This window comes from Streptomyces sp. NPDC001902, from assembly GCF_042891295.1.
Classification (GTDB): domain Bacteria; phylum Actinomycetota; class Actinomycetes; order Streptomycetales; family Streptomycetaceae; genus Actinacidiphila.
Map to the genome: position 1 here is coordinate 80,684 of NZ_JBIATA010000009.1, position 17,369 is coordinate 98,052.

Below are 17,369 nucleotides of genomic sequence, written 5' to 3' on the forward strand. Positions count from 1 at the left end.
CGTCGTGAGGTCCGGACCAGCCCGCTCGACATTACACCCGGCCGGCGTACCGGTCCGGGTCCCGGTGCGGCCCGCCCCGGCGGGCCCGGCCGCCCCGTTGACCGGCCCCGACACCGCCGGTGCCGCCCGCGCGCCGGAAGTGGCGCGGGCGCCGCACGGGGCGGGCGGGGCCCGGGGCGCCCCGGACACGCCGGGGTCTGGGGAGGTTGCCGGACGGACCGATTCGGCCCAGTATCAGCGAAATATGAATATGACGGGCGATCAGGGGACAGCCATGCGCCGACTCTCACGCAGGAGCTTCGCCGCGGGCGCCGCCGGGGCACTGGGCACCGTCCTCGCCGCGGGCGAGGTCGCGAGGGCGGCGGAGGGGGCGGCCGGGGCGGTGGCCGCGGCGGCGACGGGCCCGGCCCGGGCCGTGACGGGCGGAGCCGGCGCGACGGGGCAGTTCCGCGGCATGTGGCTGGCGACGGTCGCCAACCGCGACTGGCCCTCGGCCCGCGGGCTGTCGGCCCGTCAGCAGCACGACGAACTGGTCGGCTTCCTCGACCTCGCCGTCGAGCGGCGCCTCAACGCGGTCGTCATGCAGGTCCGGCCGACCGCCGACGCGCTGTGGCCGTCCCCGTACGAGCCCTGGTCGGAGTTCCTGACCGGTGTCCAAGGGCGGGACCCCGGCTGGGACCCGCTCGGCACGGCCGTGGCGGAGGCGCACGCGCGCGGGCTGGAACTGCACGCCTGGTTCAACCCGTTCCGCGTCGCCACCCACGACGACCCGGAACGGCTCTCCCCGGACCACCCGGCCCGGGTCAACCCCGACTGGCTCGTCGCCTACGGCGGCAAGCTCTACTACAACCCGGGGATCCCCCAGGTGCGGCGCTTCGTGCAGGACGCCATGCTCGACGCCGTCCGCCGCTACCCCGTCGACGGGGTGCACTGGGACGACTACTTCTACCCCTATCCGGTCGCCGGCCGGCACTTCGCCGACGACGACGCCTTCGCCCGGTACGGGGAGGGCTTCGACGACCTCGCGTCCTGGCGGCGCGACAACATCGACCTGCTCGTCAGCGAGACCGCCGCCCGCATCCGGGCGCTCCGCCCCGCCACCCGCTTCGGGGTCAGCCCCTTCGCCGTCTGGCGCAACCGCCGCACGGACCCGCGCGGCTCCGACACCCGCGGCGGGGTCCAGACGTACGACGACCTCTACGCCGACACGCGCGGCTGGGTCCGCAAGGGCTGGATCGACTACATCGTCCCGCAGGTGTACTGGCACATCGGCTTCGACGTCGCCGACTACGCCACGCTCGTGCCCTGGTGGGCCCAGGTCGTCGACGGCACCCGCGTCCAGCTCTACATCGGAGAGGCCCTGTACCGCGCGGGCGCCGCGGGCGAGGCCAAGGCCTGGCAGGACCCGGCCGAACTCTCCCGCCACCTCGAACTGGACCGGAACCATCCCCAGGTGCTCGGCAACGTCTTCTTCTCCGCCAAGGAGGTCGCCGCCGACCCCATCGGCGCGATGTCCCGGGTCGTCGCCGACCACTACACGACGCAGGTCCGCACGCCCCGCCCCTGACCAGGGGCGCGGGAGCGTCGAGCGGGACCGCGGCCGCGTGGTGCGACGGCCGCGGTCCGGCACGATCCGGTGCGGAACGGTTCAGCGGGTCGGGGTCGCGCCCCGCCCGTGCTCCACCGTCGAGTCCGGTCCGGGGGACAGGATGCACTCGTGCCCGTCGTCGTACCGGACGCGGTACGGCGGCTCGCCCTCCTGCCCCATGACCTCGACGATCTCGGCCACCTTGTCGTGCTGGCCGACTACCCGCCCGTGCTGCCTGACCCGGTCACCCTTGTTCGCGTGCATCGGTAGACCTCCTGAGAACTCGGCGGTCCGCAGCCTTGCCCCTCCAGTCTAGGTTCGGGCGTCCGCTCCGCACCCTCTGGAACGCGGCCCGGGGCTCAGTCCGGCCGCAGGCCGAGTTCCGCCAGCATGCGCGGGTCGGGGGCGCGCCGGTAACCCGCCCACAGCGGGCCGCCGCAGGTGTGCAGCACCGCGTCGACCGCCGCGGCGAAGGGCTCGCGCGGGCCGCCGCGGACGAGATCCCGGTAACCGCCGAGCAGGAGCCCCGCGAGCTCGGGCTCGGCCTCGCGCAGCCGGCGGGGCAGCCACTTGCCGCCACCGCGCCAGTGGCCGCGCGTAGCGAGCAGCAGCTCGGCGGCGCGGTCCAGCAGGGCAGCGGCCACCGCGAGGAGCTCCTCCTCGTCCCGGGCGCCGAGGAGGTCGTCGCGCAGGTCGGTGACGGCGTAGCGCCGGTGGTCGCGCTCGGCGTCCGGGACGGCGGGCGGCCCGGCGGCGAGGATGCGCTCCGCCGTGTCGCGCAGCCGGGCGGCGGTGCCGTCGCGGTCGAGCAGGACGACGCCCCGCGCGCACATGAACGCCATCGTGCCGCTGCCGCGGTCGCGGTCCCACCCCATGAAGGCACGCAGCGACTCGGTGGTGTGCACGAAGAGCTCGACCGGCCAGGAGCCCCAGGTGAACGATTCCGCGTGGCACCCGGCGGGCGGATCGAGGACGACGACCACGTCCAGGTCGGACGTCGCCGTCCCCTCACCGCGGGCCGTGGACCCGCCCAGGAAGCCCGCGAGGGCGTCGGGGAAGCGTTCTGCGAGCAGGGCGCGGGCCGCGCCGACCGGATCGTCCATGGTCGGACCCTACGCGCCGCTCGCCACGGGGTTCAGAACGGGTAGTGCGCCTGCTGCGTGGCCAGGGTGACCCAGCGGGTGTTGGAGAACGCCTCCAGGCCCCAGCGGCCGCCGAAGCGGCCGTAGCCGGAGGCCTTGAAGCCGCCGAACGGCGCCTGCGGTTCGTCCGCCACGGACTGGTCGTTGACGTGCACGATGCCGGTGCGCAGCCGGCGGGCGACGGCGAGCCCGTGGGTGCCGTTCTCCGTGATGACGCCCGCGGTCAGACCGTGGTCGGTGTCGTTGGCCAGGGCCACGGCCTCGTCGTCGTCGGCGAAGGAGGCCACGGTGACGACGGGGCCGAAGGCTTCCCCGTAGTAGACCTCCGCGTCCTTGGGCACGTCCCGCAGCACGGTGGCCGGGTGCACCGCGCCGTCCGGCTCACCGCCGCCGGTCAGCACGGTGGCGCCCTTGGCGACCGCGTCCCGCACCAGCTCCGCGACGCGCCGCGCGGAGGCGGAGCTCACCAGCGGGCCGATCACGGTGTGCGGGTGCGAGGGGTCGCCCGAGGGCAGCGTGCCGACCTTGGCGGCGAACTTGGCCGTGAACTCCTCGGCGAGGCTCTCGTGGACGAGGATCCGGTCGCCGGACATGCAGATCTGCCCGGAGTTGAGGAAGACGCCGAAGACGGCGGCGTCGACGGCGTAGTCCACGTCGGCGTCGTCCAGCACGACGATCGCGTTCTTGCCGCCGAGCTCCAGCACGGCGGGCTTGAGGTGGCGCGCGGCATGGGTGCCGATGATCCGCCCGACCTCGGTCGACCCGGTGAAGTTGACGATGCGGACCCTCGGGTCGGCGATGAGGGCCTCGGCGACCTCCGCCGCGTCCTCACGGGCGTTGGTCACCACGTTCAGCACGCCGTCGGGCAGCCCGGCCTCGCGCAGCACGTCCGCGACGAACAGGCCGCAGGCCACCGGGGCGTCCTCGCTCGGCTTCACCACCACCGTGTTGCCCGCCGCCAGCGGCGCGGCGACCGCGCGGACACCCAGGATGACCGGGGCGTTCCACGGCGCGAAGGCGCCCACGACGCCGACCGGTTCGCGTACCGCCATGCCGAGGACGCCCTCCTCCTGCGCGCTGAGCACCTCACCGCGCGGCGCGGTGATGGCGGCGGCCACCTCGCGCAGGATGTTGGCGGCCAGCCCGACGTTGAAGTACGCCCAGGGGCGCGTGCCGCCGGCCTCGTGCGCCATGATCTCGGCAGCCTGCTCGGTGCGGGCCTCCAGCAGGTCGGCCGCGGTCAGGAAGATCTTGCGCCGTGCGAACGGGCTGAGCGCCGCCCACTCCGGGAACGCGGCCTCGGCCGCGTCCACCGCCCGGGTGATGTCCTCGGCACCCCCGGCGGCCACGGTCGCGTACACCTCCCCGGTGAAGGGGCTCACGTCCTCGGCCGTGCGTCCGGAGACGGCCGGGACGTCCTTGCCGCCGATCAGCAGTTCGCGGGTGATGGTCATGGCAGCCCCTGTCTGGCACGCGAACGCCTTCGTTCGCACAGTGAACTATCGTTCATTGAACGTTTGAGCACTGAGTCTGCGACGCACCCACCGCGCTGTCAACGGACCGGAACGCGCTTTGTGGAGGTGGCGGGAGCCAGCCCGCGCCGGGGTCCGGCCTTCGCTCCGCGAGGCGACGGTGGCCTGCGCCCGGTCCGCCGGAAGGCCGGGACGGCGCTCGGGCCGCGGCTCCCGAAGATCGGTCCCCGGCGCGTCGTGAACCCGCCGTCGGGGGAGACGGCATCTGCGGGGAGGTGGCCGCCGCCCGGCGAGCGCTCACGGCGCGGCGCGCCGGGGAGAGCGCGAAGCGGCGCTGCACCGTGAAGCTGACGGACTCGGGATCATCGGTCGCCCAGTGCGATGACGACGAGGGGGAACGGGGCCGGCAAGTAGCCGCGCGCGGGGGGCAACCGGCGGCTGCACCGGCCGGCCGCCTGGCAGACGGCGCGGGTACCCCCAGCGGTGCCCAAGCCGCCGGCGGGTCCGGGTGGCGAGCCGGAACGACGCCGCCCCGCGCGGTGGGCGCGGGGCGGCGTACGGCGGCGAGAGGGGGACGTCAGGCGTCGGCGCCGCCGGCGCGCTCCGCGTCGCGCTCCTTGAGGCGGGCGGCCTCCTTGCGGACCTCGGCCTGGGTGGCGCGCTCCTTCTGCAGCCACTCGGGCTCTTCCTGCTTCAGGGCCTCGATCTGCTCCGTGGTGAGCGCCTCGGTGACCCCGCCGCGGGCGAGGCCGGAGTTGGAGATGCCCAGCTTCGCCGCCACCACCGGGCGCGGGTGCGGGCCGTTGCGGCGCAGCTCCCGGAGCCACTCGGGCGGGTCGGCCTGCAGCGCGTTCAGCTCGTCGCGCGACACGACGCCCTCCCGGAACTCGGCGGGGGTGGCCTCGAGGTACACACCCAGCTTCTTCGCCGCCGTGGCGGGCTTCATGGTCTGGGCGGATTGGTGCGACGTCATGCCTCAAGGATATCGATCGCGGGAGCGGTCCCCGACCGGTGCCGGGGTAGCCTGGCGGGATGACCGGCTCGGAAGCTCCCCCCTCGTTCCGCCTCGCCTACGTCCCGGGCGTGACCCCCGCCAAATGGGTGCGGATCTGGCAGGAGCGGCTGCCGGACGTCCCGCTCGAGCTCGTCATGGTCACGGCCGCCGAGGTCCCCGGGATGCTCCGCGGCCTCGACGCGGACGCGGGCTTCGTACGGCTGCCGATCGACCGGACGGACCTCAGCGCCATCCCCCTCTACACGGAGACGACGGTCGTCGTCGTCCCCAAGGACCACCTCGTGGCGGCCGCCGAGGAGGTGTCGCTGGCGGACCTGGCCGACGACGTGGTGTTCCACCCCCTCGACGACACCCTGGACTGGGAGCAACTCCCCGGGCGGCCCGCGATCGAGCGCCCGGCCACGACCGATGACGCCGTCGAGCTCGTCGCGGCGGGCGTGGGGGTGCTGGTCGTGCCCCAGTCGCTGGCGCGCCTGCACCACCGCCGTGACCTCACCTACCGCACGGTGGTCGACGCCCCGCAGTCGCGGGTGGCCCTGTCGTGGCGCGAGGACACCACGACCGACCGGGTCGAGGACTTCATCGGCATCGTGCGCGGCCGCACCGTCAACAGCACCCGCGGCCGCACCCAGGCCCAGGCCCAGCCGCAGCCGAAGAAACAGCGCCCCGAGGAGGGGGCGGCGCGGCGCAAGCCCGCAGCGGGCAGGTCGTCCGGCCGTACGTCCGCCAAGACCCCCCGCCCCGCGAAGCGCGGCAAGCCCCGCCGCCGCTCGTAGACGGGGTGAGGGCACGCGGCCGCCACCGGCCGGAAGTCCGGACGCCGACCGGGCCGCCGACCACGCCGACCAGCCCCACCCCGAGAGCCAGGTCGGCCCCGTCCCAGGGGCGCCGCGACGCGCCCGGGGGCCGGACGATCATGTGACTCCTCGCTGTCCGGCTCCCGCGCCGGCACCGGGAATCGACAAGTAGCCGTACTGGGAGGGCGGGTGTCCGGCGTGAGACCCCGGCCCCGGCACTGACTCTCGACAGCCGCGCAGCGAATCCACCGTCTCGCTGTGCATCTGCATGCGGCAAGTCTGGCGCAGGGTCCCGTGCGCGCGTGTACGGGACGGGGAGCCTGACCGGTTGCGAGGTCCACCTCTTTCACCGTCCACCCGAGACCGTCGATCCGAAGGACGACGCCCACGGCCAGATCGATCAGCGCCTCGCGGCGGCGGTTCACGCTGTCGAGCCGGCAGTCACGAGTGCCCGCCAGGTCGGTCTGGTCCGCCGCCGTATGGCAACGGCGAAGGGCCGCATCCCGCCCCCGGACCACCGAGTGGGAGTACGGCCCTTCGGGACGTCGGTCTGGCTGGGTCAAGGGCCTACTGGCCGAGGACGACGTCGGACGGGCCGTTGTAGGCGTTCATGTGAGTGATCAGCCCGGACTCATCGAACTCCATGACATCTACCGACCGGACCTCGACGGGTGCGCCGTCGACGACGGCCCTGACAGTGAAGGCCATTGCTGCCGCGGAGCCGTGCGACGTACGGATCGGGGTGTCCAAGGTGAACGTCGACCCTACGGGCACCTGGTCGAACATCTTGGGCAGGCGCTCGGCGGCATCGGCGACGCCTGTGCCGACAGGGTCCTCCAGCGTGGCGCCGTCCGCGAACAAGGCGACAGCGCTGGCGACGTCGTGGTTGTTGAGCGCGTCCAGATACCTCTGCAGGGCAGCGCGCATGTGCTCTTCGGTGGGCATGGTGCCTCTTCCTAGGACTCGTGTTGTCAAGTGCGAGTGAGCCTCGCCTTCAGCATTCTAACCGAGATACAAATCTTGTTTGCAGACTCGAGTCGTAATGCCTATGCTGACACTCAGCGTCAAGTTAGGTTGCTGGTGTCGCTCAGGGTGTCCAGATCAGGGCAGCGAGAGCTATGGCGATACCTGCCACGTCGCGGACGCGGCGAGGAATCCGGACGGCAGCACCTGGCACGAAGATGCCCGCTCGTCGCCAGTGCGACGGCCGCGCAGGCAGTCACATCGGCAGCAGAGCCGCGTCGTGCACTTCCTCAACCTCCGGCACGTTGCCGGGATCACAACAGGAGAACCAACCATGCTCGAAGGATTCGAACACGCCTACGCCGAGGTCAACGGAACCCGTCTTCACTACGTCATCGGCGGTGAAGGCGAACCTCTCGTCCTCATGGAGGGATGGCCCCGTACGACCCACGCTCTTCGCGGGGTCATGGCCCCGCTGGCCCGGCACTTCCGTGTCATCGCGGTGGACATCCGGGGGATGGGCGAATCGGACAAGCCCGCCGACGGCTACGACAAGAAGAACATGGCCAAGGACGTCTACGAACTGGTCCGCAGCCTGGGATACGAGCGGGTCAACATAGCCGGCGGAGACATGGGCTCAACCGTCGCCTACAGCTTCGCTGCCAACCACCCCGAGGCCACCAGGAAGCTGGCCGTCTGGGAAGGTGCCACCTTTACTTCTGCCCACCTCGGGATCCCCGCGTTCCCCCAGCCGGGCGGATGGAACACCTGGTGGTACTCGCTGAGCCACATCGACGACCTGCCCGCGAAGCTCCTCGCCGGACGGTTCCGGCACGTGATCGACTGGGCCATCGACCACTTCGCGGTCCACCCCGAGAAGATCAGCGAGGAGGACCGCGCCATCTACGCGGCGGCCTACGACGACCCCGACGCGATCAGGGCGGGTTTCGCCTGGTACGGCGCGATCCACCAGGACCTGGCCGACAACGAGACCTACTCCAAGCTCACCATGCCTGTCCTGGCGCTCGGCGGCCCGCTCGTCATCGGCGCCATCGAGGGAGCGGTGAAGGAACTCGCGATCGACACCCGCTTCGTCACTGTCCAGGACACCGGTCACTACATGGCGGAGGAGCAGCCCGAAACCCTTGCTGCCGAACTCCACGAGTTCTTCGCCTGACAGCCGTTCCTACCCGAGGACGCCCGGCATCACGGTGCCCGCAGGGATCAGGTACGTCGCCGAGAAGCGCTCCGATGGTCCGCGTCCATCCAACCAGGAGTGTGCCGTGCAGACCCCAGTCGCTGCCCACAAGACGCCGCGGCCGCGTGCCGACGCGCTGCGCAATCGGGAGCGGATCGTCACTGCGGCCCGGGAGATGTTCGTCGAGTACGGCCCCGACGTGCCGCTGGATGAGATCGCCCGTCGGGCCGGTGTCGGCAATGCCACCCTGTACCGGAACTTTTCCGACCGTGACGCGCTCGTGCGCCAGCTCATCCACTCCGTCATGGACCGCACGATCAAAGCTGCCCAGATCGCACTCGAGCAGGACAGTGACCCGTTCACCGCTCTGGAACGCTTCGTGCACACCGTTGCCGCGGAACGGATCAGCGCGCTGTGTCCGATGATCGCCAGAAGGTTCGACCAGCACCATTCTGGTCCGGAAGCGGTGGCGCAGCAGGTTGAGCTGCTTGTCTCCGAGGTCATGGACCGTGCCCGGGCGGCCGGACAGCTACGGCCAGATGTCGGTGTAGGTGACCTCATGATCGCGATCGCCCAGCTGAGCCGCCCGCCGGCCGGTACGCAGTGTCTCGGCATCGACCGTGTCATGCACCGCCATCTGCAGATGTTCCTGGACGGTCTGCGAACCCCAGCCCAGTCCGTCCTGCCGGGCGCGACCGTCGCTCTGGAGGATCTGCGGCACCCCTGAGCACAGGCCAATGGGTCGGGGGCCGCGCCACGGTCCCTCTCCCGGACATCCAACCGCGCTTCCCGAGGGATGCTGCGGCCACCCGAGCTCTCGGCCCTTCGCACGCCCGCACCTGCGCCCAAGGCTCACGCGGTGCACACCCGCCCCTTCCAGCTCCAGCAGCTTCTTTCCGCAACGAAGTCCCGAAGTGGATACTCCCATGTCACATGCAGTTACCAAGGCTCCTCGAGCCGCCGCGCAGAGCGGCAGTGACGCCAACCGCTGGAAGGCGCTGATCTTCATCGCGCTCGCCCAGCTGATGGTCATCCTCGACGCCACGATCGTGAACATCGCGCTGCCCTCAGCCCAGGGCGACCTGGGGATATCGGACGGCAACCGGCAGTGGGTCATCACGGCCTACGCTCTTGCCTTCGGCGGCCTGCTCCTCTTTGGCGGCCGTATCGCCGACCTGTGGGGCCGCAAGCGCGCCTTCGTGTTCGGCCTGATCGGCTTCGCCCTCGCCTCCGTGCTTGGCGGGGCGGCTACGTCGGGCCCGATGATGTTCGGCGCTCGTGCTCTGCAGGGCGTCTTCGGCGCCCTGCTCGCCCCCGCCGCGCTCTCCCTGCTCTCAGTGATGTTCACCGACACCAAGGAGCGTGCCAAGGCGTTCGGTATCTTCGGCGCCATCTCCGGTGGCGGCAGCGCGGTCGGCCTGCTCCTCGGCGGTCTCCTCACGGAGTACCTGGACTGGCGCTGGACGTTCTTCGTCAACGTCCCCTTCGCCGTCGTCGCCTGCGCAGGTGCCTACTTCGTCATCAGTGAGCCCGAGGGCGGCAGTAACCGCTCCCCTCTGGACATACCTGGTGTCGTCCTTTCTGCCCTTGGCCTGGTCTCCCTCGTCTATGGCTTCACCCGTGCCGAGTCCGCCGGTTGGGGCGATGCTGTCACCATCTCGATGTTCGTCGCGGCCCTGGTGCTGCTGAGCACTTTCACGCTGATCGAGTCCAAGGTCAGGGCGCCACTGCTGCCACTGCGCGTGGTCACTGACCGCAACCGGGGTGCCGTCTACATCTCGCTCGGCCTCGCTGTCATCGGCCTGTTCGGCCTGTCCCTCTTCCTGACCTACTACCTGCAGGTCGTGAAGGGCTACACCCCGATCAAGACTGGTTTCGCGTTCATCCCCATGGTGGCCGGCATGATCACGGGTTCGACCCAAATCGGTGCCCGCCTGATGACCCGCGTCCGGCCCCGTCTGCTCATGGGCCCCGGCTTCCTGGTCGCCGGCATCGGCATGCTGCTGCTCACCCAGTTGGAGATCGGATCGACGTACGCCGCTCTGCTGCTGCCTGCGACAGTCTTGCTCGGCGTCGGCATTGGTACAGCGTTCATGCCCGCCATGTCTCTCGCCACACAGGGCATCCAGCCTCAAGACGCCGGTGTCGCCTCCGCCATGGTCAACACCTCGCAGCAGGTTGGCGGCGCGATCGGCACAGCCCTGCTGAACACGATCGCCGCTTCCGCAACGACATCGTTCGTCAAGGACCACGCTGCCAACGCAACCTCAAAACCGCAGGCGCAACTGGTCCGGCTCCAGGGCATGGTGCACGGCTACACCTCGGCGATCTGGTTTGCCGTCGGCATCCTGGCGCTCGCCTCACTGATCGCCTTCGCTTTCGTCAATGCCAACCGTCCGGGCTCTGCCTCGGCTTCTTCCGGTGACGGCGAGGACGCGCAGGACCGGCACGTGGTGCCGGTCGTCGCGCACTGACCACCGGCCACTGGCTCAGCGGAGCCCGAACGGCCGGCATCCATTTCGTTGCGCTGTCGGCCCTCGGTGAAGACTTCCATTCCGTGGAGTAGTGAGCATGACCCCCACGCTCAGCTCAGCTGCTGCAGAGCTGACGGTGAAGGGCCAGGGCGGCCCGAAAGGGAATCCTGAGTTCGCGCAGGCCACGCTTTTTGGTCATGCCGCCAGCACAGCGCATATGGAGACGCTCACCGTGATGACGATCGGCGAACTTTCCGAAAAAGCAGGAGTTACGCCACGCATGCTCCGCTATTACGAACAGCAAGGGCTGCTCACTCCGGGGCGTGGAAGCAACAGCTACCGGCTGTACGAGGATACGGCCGTGGAGCTGGTAGTACAGATACGCGAGCTCATTGAGTCAGGACTTCCGTCGCGTCTTCTGCGCACCGTGCTGCCCTGGCTCGGAAACCAGGATTGCGATACTCAGGTCACCTGCGGTGCCCTCGGCCACGAAGAGTTTGACGCGCTGCGTGAGCACATCCGCAGCATAGACCGCCGCATCGAGGTGCTGTCACGCAACCGCACCGCCATCAGGGACTATCTCCGCCTCATGAGCGCGGACACGCACGGTGACGGACGTCACAGCGGTCAAACTTGACCTTGACACTAGCGTCAATCTTTAGCCTCCAATGAGTACGCGTAAGCCATTTGAATTCCATAAGGAGATATCGTCATGCCCAAGGCATTGACAGGACGGACCGCGCTCGTGACCGGAGGGTCGCGCGGTATCGGTGCCGAGATCGCCCGTGGCCTGGCGCGCGAGGGGGCAAGTGTTGCCATCACTTACCGAAAGTCGCGCGAGCAGGCCGAAGAGGTCGTCGCCGAACTGGTTGCCCTGGGGGTGAAGGCATTCGCTCTGCAGACGGACCAGTCCGCTCCACAGGAAGCAGCAGCCGCCGTCCACCAGGCCGCCGAGCAGTTCGGCGGACGAATTGACGTCCTGGTGAACTCCGCCGGAATCGCCGTCACCGGCGGAGTCGGCCAGCTGGACGACCTCGAAGGAATCCAGCAGATGATGGCCACCAACATCATGGGAACCATAGCCACGACGCACACCGCGGCTCGCTACCTGTCCGACGGCGGGCGGGTCATCTTGCTGGGAAGCATCGTCGCCCACCGGATCGCCGTTCCTGGCGCTGCGGAGTACGCCGCCAGCAAGGCCGCGATCGACCAGCTGGGGCGCGGGTGGGCGCGTGACTTCGGCCCGCGCGGCATCACCGTCAACGTCATTCAGCCCGGAGCGACCGACACCGACATGAATCCTGCGGACGGCCCGTTCGCCGCAGCCCAGGTGGCAATGACGCCCCTCGGCCGCTTCGGTACGACCGACGACATCGCCAAGGCGGTCGTCTTCCTCGCGAGCGAGAACGCCGCGTTCATCACGGGCGCGCGATTGACCGTCGACGGCGGAGCCAGCATCTAGCCCAGGAGCAGCAATACCAGCGCGCGGGGCTCCGGGGCCAAAGAGACGGCCCATGGCACCGGAGTCCCGCCGTAGCCGAGTCTGTCCGTACATCCGTCCTCGGCCTGCTCCAGGCCCAGCGCGACCACTTCGGCGCCCACACCTACCGGTGCACCGACCGCCCCGGCAGCCACCGCACCCGCTGGGACACCGATCGGCTCGAACCGGTCAGCGAGTAGCAGCAGCCTGGCGCCGACGGCCGTCGCTGACGCGAGCGTGCTCGCGACGGATCCGGCCGCACGCGGCAGCCACCCCCGCAGGTGCCACGGTGACCCATCGGTCTTGGCCTGCTTCCCGATGGCCTTGGCCCGGTGCACAGCAACATCCCAACGTCCCACGAGGGCCACTCCGCGAGGTGGCCTCCCGGACCCGGGGCCGCATGAGCGGAGTCGGCCCCGATCGCGCTCATCCCGTGGGGACGAGGATGCGGCGCGACCCCGGGTCCGGCGGCCGGAAGACCCCGCGCCGCCGGACCCTGGGACAGTCGGCGAATCCGGGCCCGCGACTGCACTCCGCGGCCGACCGACCAGGCCCGGCCCGGTCACCGGAAAGCGCAACACCAACTACTCGCACTGCAGCGAGCTGAGCGCGTCCGACATGCCACGGCCCGCACGCTCTCGTAGTCCGTCAACAGCACGCTGACGTGCAGGAAGGCACACGCCGTGGGACACACGGAGCGCACCGCGCATCAGTGCGCCGCTGTCAGCTTGGGCCTGATGCGCAGCTTCGAGCTGCTCGGAAAACGATGGAACGGGCTGATCATGGCGGCACTCATGCAGCACCCTGCACGCTTCGCTGCGTTGCGTCGTTCGATCCCCGGCATCAGCGAGCGCATGCTCTCCGACCGGCTCACCGAGCTCGGCGAGGCGGGCTTGCTCGTCCGCGAGGTCGACCCGGGTCCCCCGCTACGCGTGAGTTATCGACTTACCCAGGCCGGCGAAGCACTCCGACCGGTCCTTGGGGAACTGTGCTCCTGGGCGAAGAACTATCTGTCCGACGACGGGGACGCCACCCGCGCCGACAGCGAACCGGCCCTTTGCTGCTGACCGACGCGACAACAAAGCGCCGCTCTCGCAGCGATGCGCCACGTCCCGGTCCTCCGACGCCGTGGAAGCGCCGGCACCCGCGCCGTGCCCGGCAACGGCGGCCGCGGTGTCTATGGCGGCCGACCTGCTGCGAGGTGTTGACCACCGCGGAGGCGACGCCGGCGTCACGCGGCTTGCTGGGAAGCGGTCACTTCACAGTGTCACGCGGAGGTAAGTGCTGCGAAGGCGTCATCGGTGAGGGTGTCGAGCGCGACTCGTGTGTCGACGTCGACCCATTGCTCCAACGCGACCGTCACGCACTCCATAGCTGCCGCAACACGCACGTGCGCGGCCAGGGGGGACATGCCCTCGGAGGCGGAACGCTCGACGAGTACTTCTGCCAGGGCGGGGCGCCAGCCGAGCTGCTTCTCGCGGAGGCGGGCAACGAGCGCGGGTGTGTTCTGTACCAGGCGCAGCAGCGCGAGTGTGTCCTCGGGGTCCTTGTCGAAGTACTTGATGGCGGGATCGACAGCCCGCCGTAGCGATGTCCAGCTGTCCTCGTCGGCGGGCCGGGTCCGCAGGGCGTCGGCCATCTGGTCGCCGAGGGGATCGAAGCCGCTGAGGACGACCTCCTCCTTGCTGCCGAAGTAGCGGAGGAAGGTGCTGCGGGACACCCCGGCCGCCGCGGCCAGGTCGTCGAAGGTCACCTTCTCAAAGGATTCGCGGTGGAACAGTCGGAACGCCACCTGGGCAAGCTCGCTACGAACGGCATTGCGCGCGATGTCCCGTGTCTTTGCCCGCGTCGTATCCATCCCACGATTGTACTTCACAACGGCCACTCGCTTGCCAGACTGGATCCTGGTGGCTGATCTGATGCTTAGTTGCAGTTGTGGACATGGGTTTTGCCTGTGCATTTGCGGTTGCCTGTTTGCGGGTGACGCCCGCGCCTTCCCGGGACCCCTCAGTGAACAGGATGGAACAGCCTCAACGGCAAGAGCTCTCGCAACCGGCTGCGGAGCGGCTCCCGCGGAGGCGCGGCGGCACACCGGCCTTCGCCGACGCGTACGAAGGACACAGTTCGGAGAGCGCTGCTTCATCCGTCAAGCAGTTCCGGGCGATCGCGTCCCGGTTCGGCAAACACGGCAGAGGGGTTCCGCGAACGGATGTGTCGACTCCTTGATACTGAGTTGCAAGATGGCTATTGGGTGGCATGCTTGCAAGTGAGTGGCTGCCGCGGGCTAAAATCGTCACGTGAACACGACACGGGACATCGCGCGCAACGCTGTTCGCCTCGAGCTGGCCGAGGTGGCGATCGGCTTGTTCTGCAGCCGCGGCTTCGAGCAGGCCACGTTCGACGATCTGGCTGTGGTGGCCGGCGTGTCCCGCAGCACCTTTCTGCGCTACTTCGGGACCAAGGAGGACGTCGTCCTCAGCGTCCTGGACCCCTTGGGCGATCTGATGTCCGAGGAATTGCGTTCGCGGCCCGCCGGCGAAGAGGAGTGGACGTCGCTGCGACGGGCCGTCGATCCCGCCATCGAGTACTTCTCCGGCAACCCCGCCGACAGTCTCGTGCTGCTTCGACTCACTCAGACCACACCTTCCCTGGCCGGTCGTCTGTGCGAGAAGCAGGCCAACTGGCGCCCCGCCCTGGCGGAGATCCTTGCCGCACGCACCTCCCCAGGGAACTCGACGCTCCTGGCCTCACACGTGCGCGCGGCAGCCGCCCTGCACTGCCTGGGCATCGCGGCAGAGCATTGGACCAACGCCGAAGCACGCCTCCCCCTCGGAACCCTCGTCGATCAAGCCTTCGCCACCTTCACTGCTCCGCGCCCTGCCACGGCGTGAACTCTCGTGACGCCGCAACGTTGCCGTGCAGGCGACGAGGGGGTCATGGCTTCGGGCGATCGTACTGGCCGAGACGGATCCCGGTAGGCGCCTAGTCGGGGGGTCTCTCGTTGATGGGTGATCAGCGGATCGGATGTACCCGTCCGGTTGGTGTTCACTAATGCGATGTGGGACCGGATTGAGAGCCGCTGATGCCGGCCGTTCCGCTCCGTGGCCAACAGCGGGCCGACCACCGCCGGACCGTGGATGCCATCGCGTAGGAGTACCGCACCTGGTCACCCCGGCGGGAGCTCCCAGAATGGCGCGGACCCTTTCGGAGCGTGCACAAACGCCTGATCAGATCGGCCATGGACGGCACGTGGGCACGGGTCCTCACGGCGGTCCTTGCCAGTGGCCGACGCCGATGACGACGTGGGCTGGACAGTCTCGGCGGGCCAAGAACCCGCCCCGCGGTCGTCCGTGCGGATCGTGCCTGCTCTTGCCCACCGTGCAGTCATTCCGCGGCCCGCCGACCATGTCGGGCATCGCCTGCGGCGAGGCCGCGCCGGAGGCCGCCCGCCCGGCTCGCTCACCGTGTCCCCAAAAGTCGTTGAGGGTCTCGATCCGCCGACTGCGCAGGCCAACGATCAGCTCACTGTCGAGTCGTCCTCGCGGTGCCCGGGAGCACCGCGAGGACAAATCCGGTTGTCAGCCGAAGAACTTCTGCAGTTCGGCGGCGAGCGCCTCCGGCTGCTCCTCGGCCAGGTAGTGGCCAGTGTCCTCGATGGTGACGAAGCGGGTGTCGGTGGCCCTGGCCCGCACTGCCCCCTCGATGGCGCCGATGACAAGCGGGCCGCCCAGTCCGAGGACGGGCATGGTCAGCTTCGGGTAGGTTTCGCCGTCGGCGAGATCCTGATGGATCGCGGCGTACGTGGCGAAGGACGCCCTCACCGCTTCGGGGTCGTCGTACGCCGCCGCGTAAATGGCGCGGTCCTCTTCGCTGATCTTCTCCGGGTGGACCGCGAAGTGGTCGATGGCCCAGTCGATCACGTGCCGGAACCGCCCCGCGAGGAGCTTCGCGGGCAGGTCCTCGACGTGGCTCAGCGAGTACCACCAGGCGTTCCATCCACCCGGCTGAGGGAAGGCGGGGATGGCGAGGTGGTCTGACGTGAACGTCGCCCCCTCCCACACCGCGAGCTTCTTGGTCGCCTCCGGGTAGTTCGCGGCGAAGCTGTAGGCGACGGTCGAGCCCATATCTCCGCCGGCAATGTTGATCTGCTCGTATCCCAGGCTGCGAACGAGTTCGTAGACGTCCTTCGCCATGTTCTTCTTGTCATAGCCGCCGGCGGGCTTGTCCGATCCGCCCATACCGCGGTAATCGACGGCGATGACCCGGAAGTGCCGGGCCAAGGGGGCCATGATCCCCCTGAGGGCGTGCGTGGTGCGGGGCCAGCCCTCCATGAGGACGAGCGGCTCCCCTTCGCCGCCGATGACGTAGTGAAGGCGGGTGCCGTTCACCTCGGCGTAGCCGTCTTCGAATCCTTCAAGCATGGTCGGTTCTCCTGTCGTGGTACCGGCAATGTGCCGAGAAGGTGGTAAATGCGCTGATGCGACGCTGCCGAGCACGGTCCTCCGGCAGTGCGGTTGACGTGCAGCCGACCTGGCTGCGCTGCGCGGCTTGGGAGCCGACGGCATCGGTACCGACATGGCCCCGGTGTCGCTGGCTGCGGCCCTTGATCGTTCGCTGCGCCCGCGGAGTGGCGCGGTATCGCACGGCGACACTGGCGTCGACCGAGAAGCCTCGATGGGCACGGACTCTCTCGTCTGACGCTGAGTGTCACTATAGCCATCAAGACGCAATGTTGTAAATGAGTGCCCGATGCGGGCTGAGATACCCATCGGGAGGCCTGCTCTCACGTGATCGCTTGAGTCTCAGGAAGGGGCGCCATGGCTACCGAAGAAGACATGCGGGCTGCGCTGCAGAAGCACCTGGACGCGCTCAACGCCCTCGACGTCGTCGGTGCCCTCGACCTGTTCGCACCGGGCTCCACGGTGGAGGACCCGTGGGCAGCGGCGTCGCACTCGCCACCGAGCGCCTGCACGAGATGTTCGGACAGATCCCCGACGGTGCAACGTTCGCCCTGGGCACCCCGATCCGGACCTCGCACGGCAACGCCGCGGCGATGGCCTTCACCGCCAGGGTGGTCCTCGACGGCGAGCCCATCGAAGTCCGGGCAGTGGACGTCATGGAATTCAATGATGAAGGCCGGATTGCCCACATGAACGCCTGCACTGGCCCGTCCGACGTCATTCACGGCAGGACTTGTCCGGGCGATCCGAGGGCGATGGCAGAGTGATCGTTCCGCTTGA

The 17,369-nt window shown here is 69.5% G+C and carries 18 protein-coding genes and 1 pseudogene; 12 read left to right on the forward strand and 7 right to left on the reverse strand.

The window, feature by feature from the left end; all coding sequences use genetic code 11:
* Positions 1–274: 274 nt before the first annotated feature.
* A complete protein-coding gene (locus ACFYYN_RS17060; RefSeq protein WP_500546449.1) occupies positions 275–1,567 on the forward strand; it encodes a glycoside hydrolase family 10-like protein in 1,293 nt (430 codons plus the stop codon).
* Positions 1,568–1,648: 81 nt separating this feature from the next.
* On the opposite strand, the gene ACFYYN_RS17065 is transcribed toward ACFYYN_RS17060, so the two are convergent.
* From ACFYYN_RS17065 to ACFYYN_RS17080, 4 genes are all read right to left on the reverse strand, one after another.
* The gene (locus tag ACFYYN_RS17065) at positions 1,649–1,852 is read right to left on the reverse strand and encodes a DUF1918 domain-containing protein (RefSeq protein ID WP_499510881.1); all 204 of its coding nucleotides are present in this window, start codon (positions 1,850–1,852) and stop codon (positions 1,649–1,651) included.
* Between the two features lie 95 nt (positions 1,853–1,947).
* Positions 1,948–2,691, reverse strand: a complete 744-nt coding sequence (locus tag ACFYYN_RS17070; RefSeq protein ID WP_500546450.1) for a nucleotidyltransferase domain-containing protein — start codon at positions 2,689–2,691, stop codon at positions 1,948–1,950.
* 32 nt (positions 2,692–2,723) lie between these two features.
* Positions 2,724–4,184, reverse strand: coding sequence for an aldehyde dehydrogenase family protein (locus tag ACFYYN_RS17075; protein WP_500322349.1), 1,461 nt, complete (start codon positions 4,182–4,184; stop codon positions 2,724–2,726).
* Positions 4,185–4,779: 595 nt separating this feature from the next.
* On the reverse strand, positions 4,780–5,175 hold the full coding sequence (locus tag ACFYYN_RS17080) for a DUF5997 family protein (RefSeq protein ID WP_500322350.1): 396 nt from the start codon (positions 5,173–5,175) through the stop codon (positions 4,780–4,782).
* 59 nt (positions 5,176–5,234) lie between these two features.
* On the opposite strand from ACFYYN_RS17080, the gene ACFYYN_RS17085 reads away from it, so the two are divergent.
* Entirely contained in the window at positions 5,235–5,993 is a 759-nt protein-coding gene (locus ACFYYN_RS17085) for a LysR substrate-binding domain-containing protein (protein WP_500546452.1), read from the forward strand.
* 588 nt (positions 5,994–6,581) lie between these two features.
* Here the strand turns inward: ACFYYN_RS17085 and ACFYYN_RS17090 are convergent.
* Positions 6,582–6,959 carry a nuclear transport factor 2 family protein gene (locus ACFYYN_RS17090; protein WP_500546453.1) on the reverse strand — a complete coding sequence of 126 codons (378 nt, stop codon included), beginning with the start codon at positions 6,957–6,959 and terminating at the stop codon, positions 6,582–6,584.
* Positions 6,960–7,311: 352 nt separating this feature from the next.
* Here ACFYYN_RS17090 and ACFYYN_RS17095 point away from each other — a divergent pair, with 352 nt between their 5' ends.
* From ACFYYN_RS17095 to ACFYYN_RS17125, 7 genes are all read left to right on the forward strand, one after another.
* Positions 7,312–8,154, forward strand: coding sequence for an alpha/beta fold hydrolase (locus ACFYYN_RS17095; protein ID WP_500546455.1), 843 nt, complete (start codon positions 7,312–7,314; stop codon positions 8,152–8,154).
* A 106-nt stretch (positions 8,155–8,260) separates the two neighbouring features.
* A complete protein-coding gene (locus tag ACFYYN_RS17100) occupies positions 8,261–8,902 on the forward strand; it encodes a TetR/AcrR family transcriptional regulator (RefSeq protein WP_500546456.1) in 642 nt (213 codons plus the stop codon).
* A gap of 199 nt (positions 8,903–9,101) precedes the next feature.
* Positions 9,102–10,649 (forward strand): MFS transporter, encoded by a 1,548-nt coding sequence (locus tag ACFYYN_RS17105; protein ID WP_500546457.1) that lies wholly within the window; start codon positions 9,102–9,104, stop codon positions 10,647–10,649.
* A gap of 97 nt (positions 10,650–10,746) precedes the next feature.
* Entirely contained in the window at positions 10,747–11,286 is a 540-nt protein-coding gene (locus tag ACFYYN_RS17110; protein WP_500546458.1) for a MerR family transcriptional regulator, read from the forward strand.
* Between the two features lie 75 nt (positions 11,287–11,361).
* Complete coding sequence (locus ACFYYN_RS17115) at positions 11,362–12,111, forward strand: SDR family NAD(P)-dependent oxidoreductase (RefSeq protein WP_500546459.1); 750 nt, start codon at positions 11,362–11,364, stop codon at positions 12,109–12,111.
* 104 nt (positions 12,112–12,215) lie between these two features.
* A complete protein-coding gene (locus ACFYYN_RS17120; RefSeq protein WP_500546557.1) occupies positions 12,216–12,329 on the forward strand; it encodes a hypothetical protein in 114 nt (37 codons plus the stop codon).
* A 537-nt stretch (positions 12,330–12,866) separates the two neighbouring features.
* On the forward strand, positions 12,867–13,196 hold the full coding sequence (locus ACFYYN_RS17125; RefSeq protein ID WP_500546460.1) for a winged helix-turn-helix transcriptional regulator: 330 nt from the start codon (positions 12,867–12,869) through the stop codon (positions 13,194–13,196).
* A 200-nt stretch (positions 13,197–13,396) separates the two neighbouring features.
* Here the strand turns inward: ACFYYN_RS17125 and ACFYYN_RS17130 are convergent, their stop codons facing one another.
* Positions 13,397–13,987 carry a TetR/AcrR family transcriptional regulator gene (locus ACFYYN_RS17130; RefSeq protein ID WP_500546461.1) on the reverse strand — a complete coding sequence of 197 codons (591 nt, stop codon included), beginning with the start codon at positions 13,985–13,987 and terminating at the stop codon, positions 13,397–13,399.
* 439 nt (positions 13,988–14,426) lie between these two features.
* Between ACFYYN_RS17130 and ACFYYN_RS17135 the strand changes: the two genes are divergently transcribed.
* Entirely contained in the window at positions 14,427–15,020 is a 594-nt protein-coding gene (locus ACFYYN_RS17135; RefSeq protein ID WP_500546462.1) for a TetR/AcrR family transcriptional regulator, read from the forward strand.
* 165 nt (positions 15,021–15,185) lie between these two features.
* Positions 15,186–15,581: pseudogene (locus ACFYYN_RS17140) on the forward strand (transposase); the annotation flags it as partial.
* 126 nt (positions 15,582–15,707) lie between these two features.
* Here the strand turns inward: ACFYYN_RS17140 and ACFYYN_RS17145 are convergent.
* Positions 15,708–16,550, reverse strand: a complete 843-nt coding sequence (locus ACFYYN_RS17145; RefSeq protein ID WP_500546463.1) for an alpha/beta fold hydrolase — start codon at positions 16,548–16,550, stop codon at positions 15,708–15,710.
* Between the two features lie 512 nt (positions 16,551–17,062).
* On the opposite strand from ACFYYN_RS17145, the gene ACFYYN_RS17150 reads away from it, so the two are divergent.
* Positions 17,063–17,356 (forward strand): nuclear transport factor 2 family protein, encoded by a 294-nt coding sequence (locus ACFYYN_RS17150; RefSeq protein WP_500546464.1) that lies wholly within the window; start codon positions 17,063–17,065, stop codon positions 17,354–17,356.
* Positions 17,357–17,369 lie beyond the last annotated feature (13 nt).

Bases quoted from the DNA above. Each gene is read 5' to 3' on its own strand.
- ACFYYN_RS17145 (WP_500546463.1), bottom strand. From the start codon at position 16,550: ATGCTTGAAGGATTCGAAGACGGCTACGCCGAGGTGAACGGCACCCGC.
- ACFYYN_RS17125 (WP_500546460.1), top strand. From the start codon at position 12,867: ATGCGCAGCTTCGAGCTGCTCGGAAAACGATGGAACGGGCTGATCATG.
- ACFYYN_RS17090 (WP_500546453.1), bottom strand. From the start codon at position 6,959: ATGCCCACCGAAGAGCACATGCGCGCTGCCCTGCAGAGGTATCTGGAC.
- ACFYYN_RS17075 (WP_500322349.1), bottom strand. From the start codon at position 4,184: ATGACCATCACCCGCGAACTGCTGATCGGCGGCAAGGACGTCCCGGCC.
- ACFYYN_RS17095 (WP_500546455.1), top strand. From the start codon at position 7,312: ATGCTCGAAGGATTCGAACACGCCTACGCCGAGGTCAACGGAACCCGT.
- ACFYYN_RS17130 (WP_500546461.1), bottom strand. From the start codon at position 13,987: ATGGATACGACGCGGGCAAAGACACGGGACATCGCGCGCAATGCCGTT.
- ACFYYN_RS17105 (WP_500546457.1), top strand. From the start codon at position 9,102: ATGTCACATGCAGTTACCAAGGCTCCTCGAGCCGCCGCGCAGAGCGGC.
- ACFYYN_RS17080 (WP_500322350.1), bottom strand. From the start codon at position 5,175: ATGACGTCGCACCAATCCGCCCAGACCATGAAGCCCGCCACGGCGGCG.
- ACFYYN_RS17065 (WP_499510881.1), bottom strand. From the start codon at position 1,852: ATGCACGCGAACAAGGGTGACCGGGTCAGGCAGCACGGGCGGGTAGTC.
- ACFYYN_RS17070 (WP_500546450.1), bottom strand. From the start codon at position 2,691: ATGGACGATCCGGTCGGCGCGGCCCGCGCCCTGCTCGCAGAACGCTTC.
- ACFYYN_RS17115 (WP_500546459.1), top strand. From the start codon at position 11,362: ATGCCCAAGGCATTGACAGGACGGACCGCGCTCGTGACCGGAGGGTCG.
- ACFYYN_RS17060 (WP_500546449.1), top strand. From the start codon at position 275: ATGCGCCGACTCTCACGCAGGAGCTTCGCCGCGGGCGCCGCCGGGGCA.
- ACFYYN_RS17085 (WP_500546452.1), top strand. From the start codon at position 5,235: ATGACCGGCTCGGAAGCTCCCCCCTCGTTCCGCCTCGCCTACGTCCCG.
- ACFYYN_RS17110 (WP_500546458.1), top strand. From the start codon at position 10,747: ATGACCCCCACGCTCAGCTCAGCTGCTGCAGAGCTGACGGTGAAGGGC.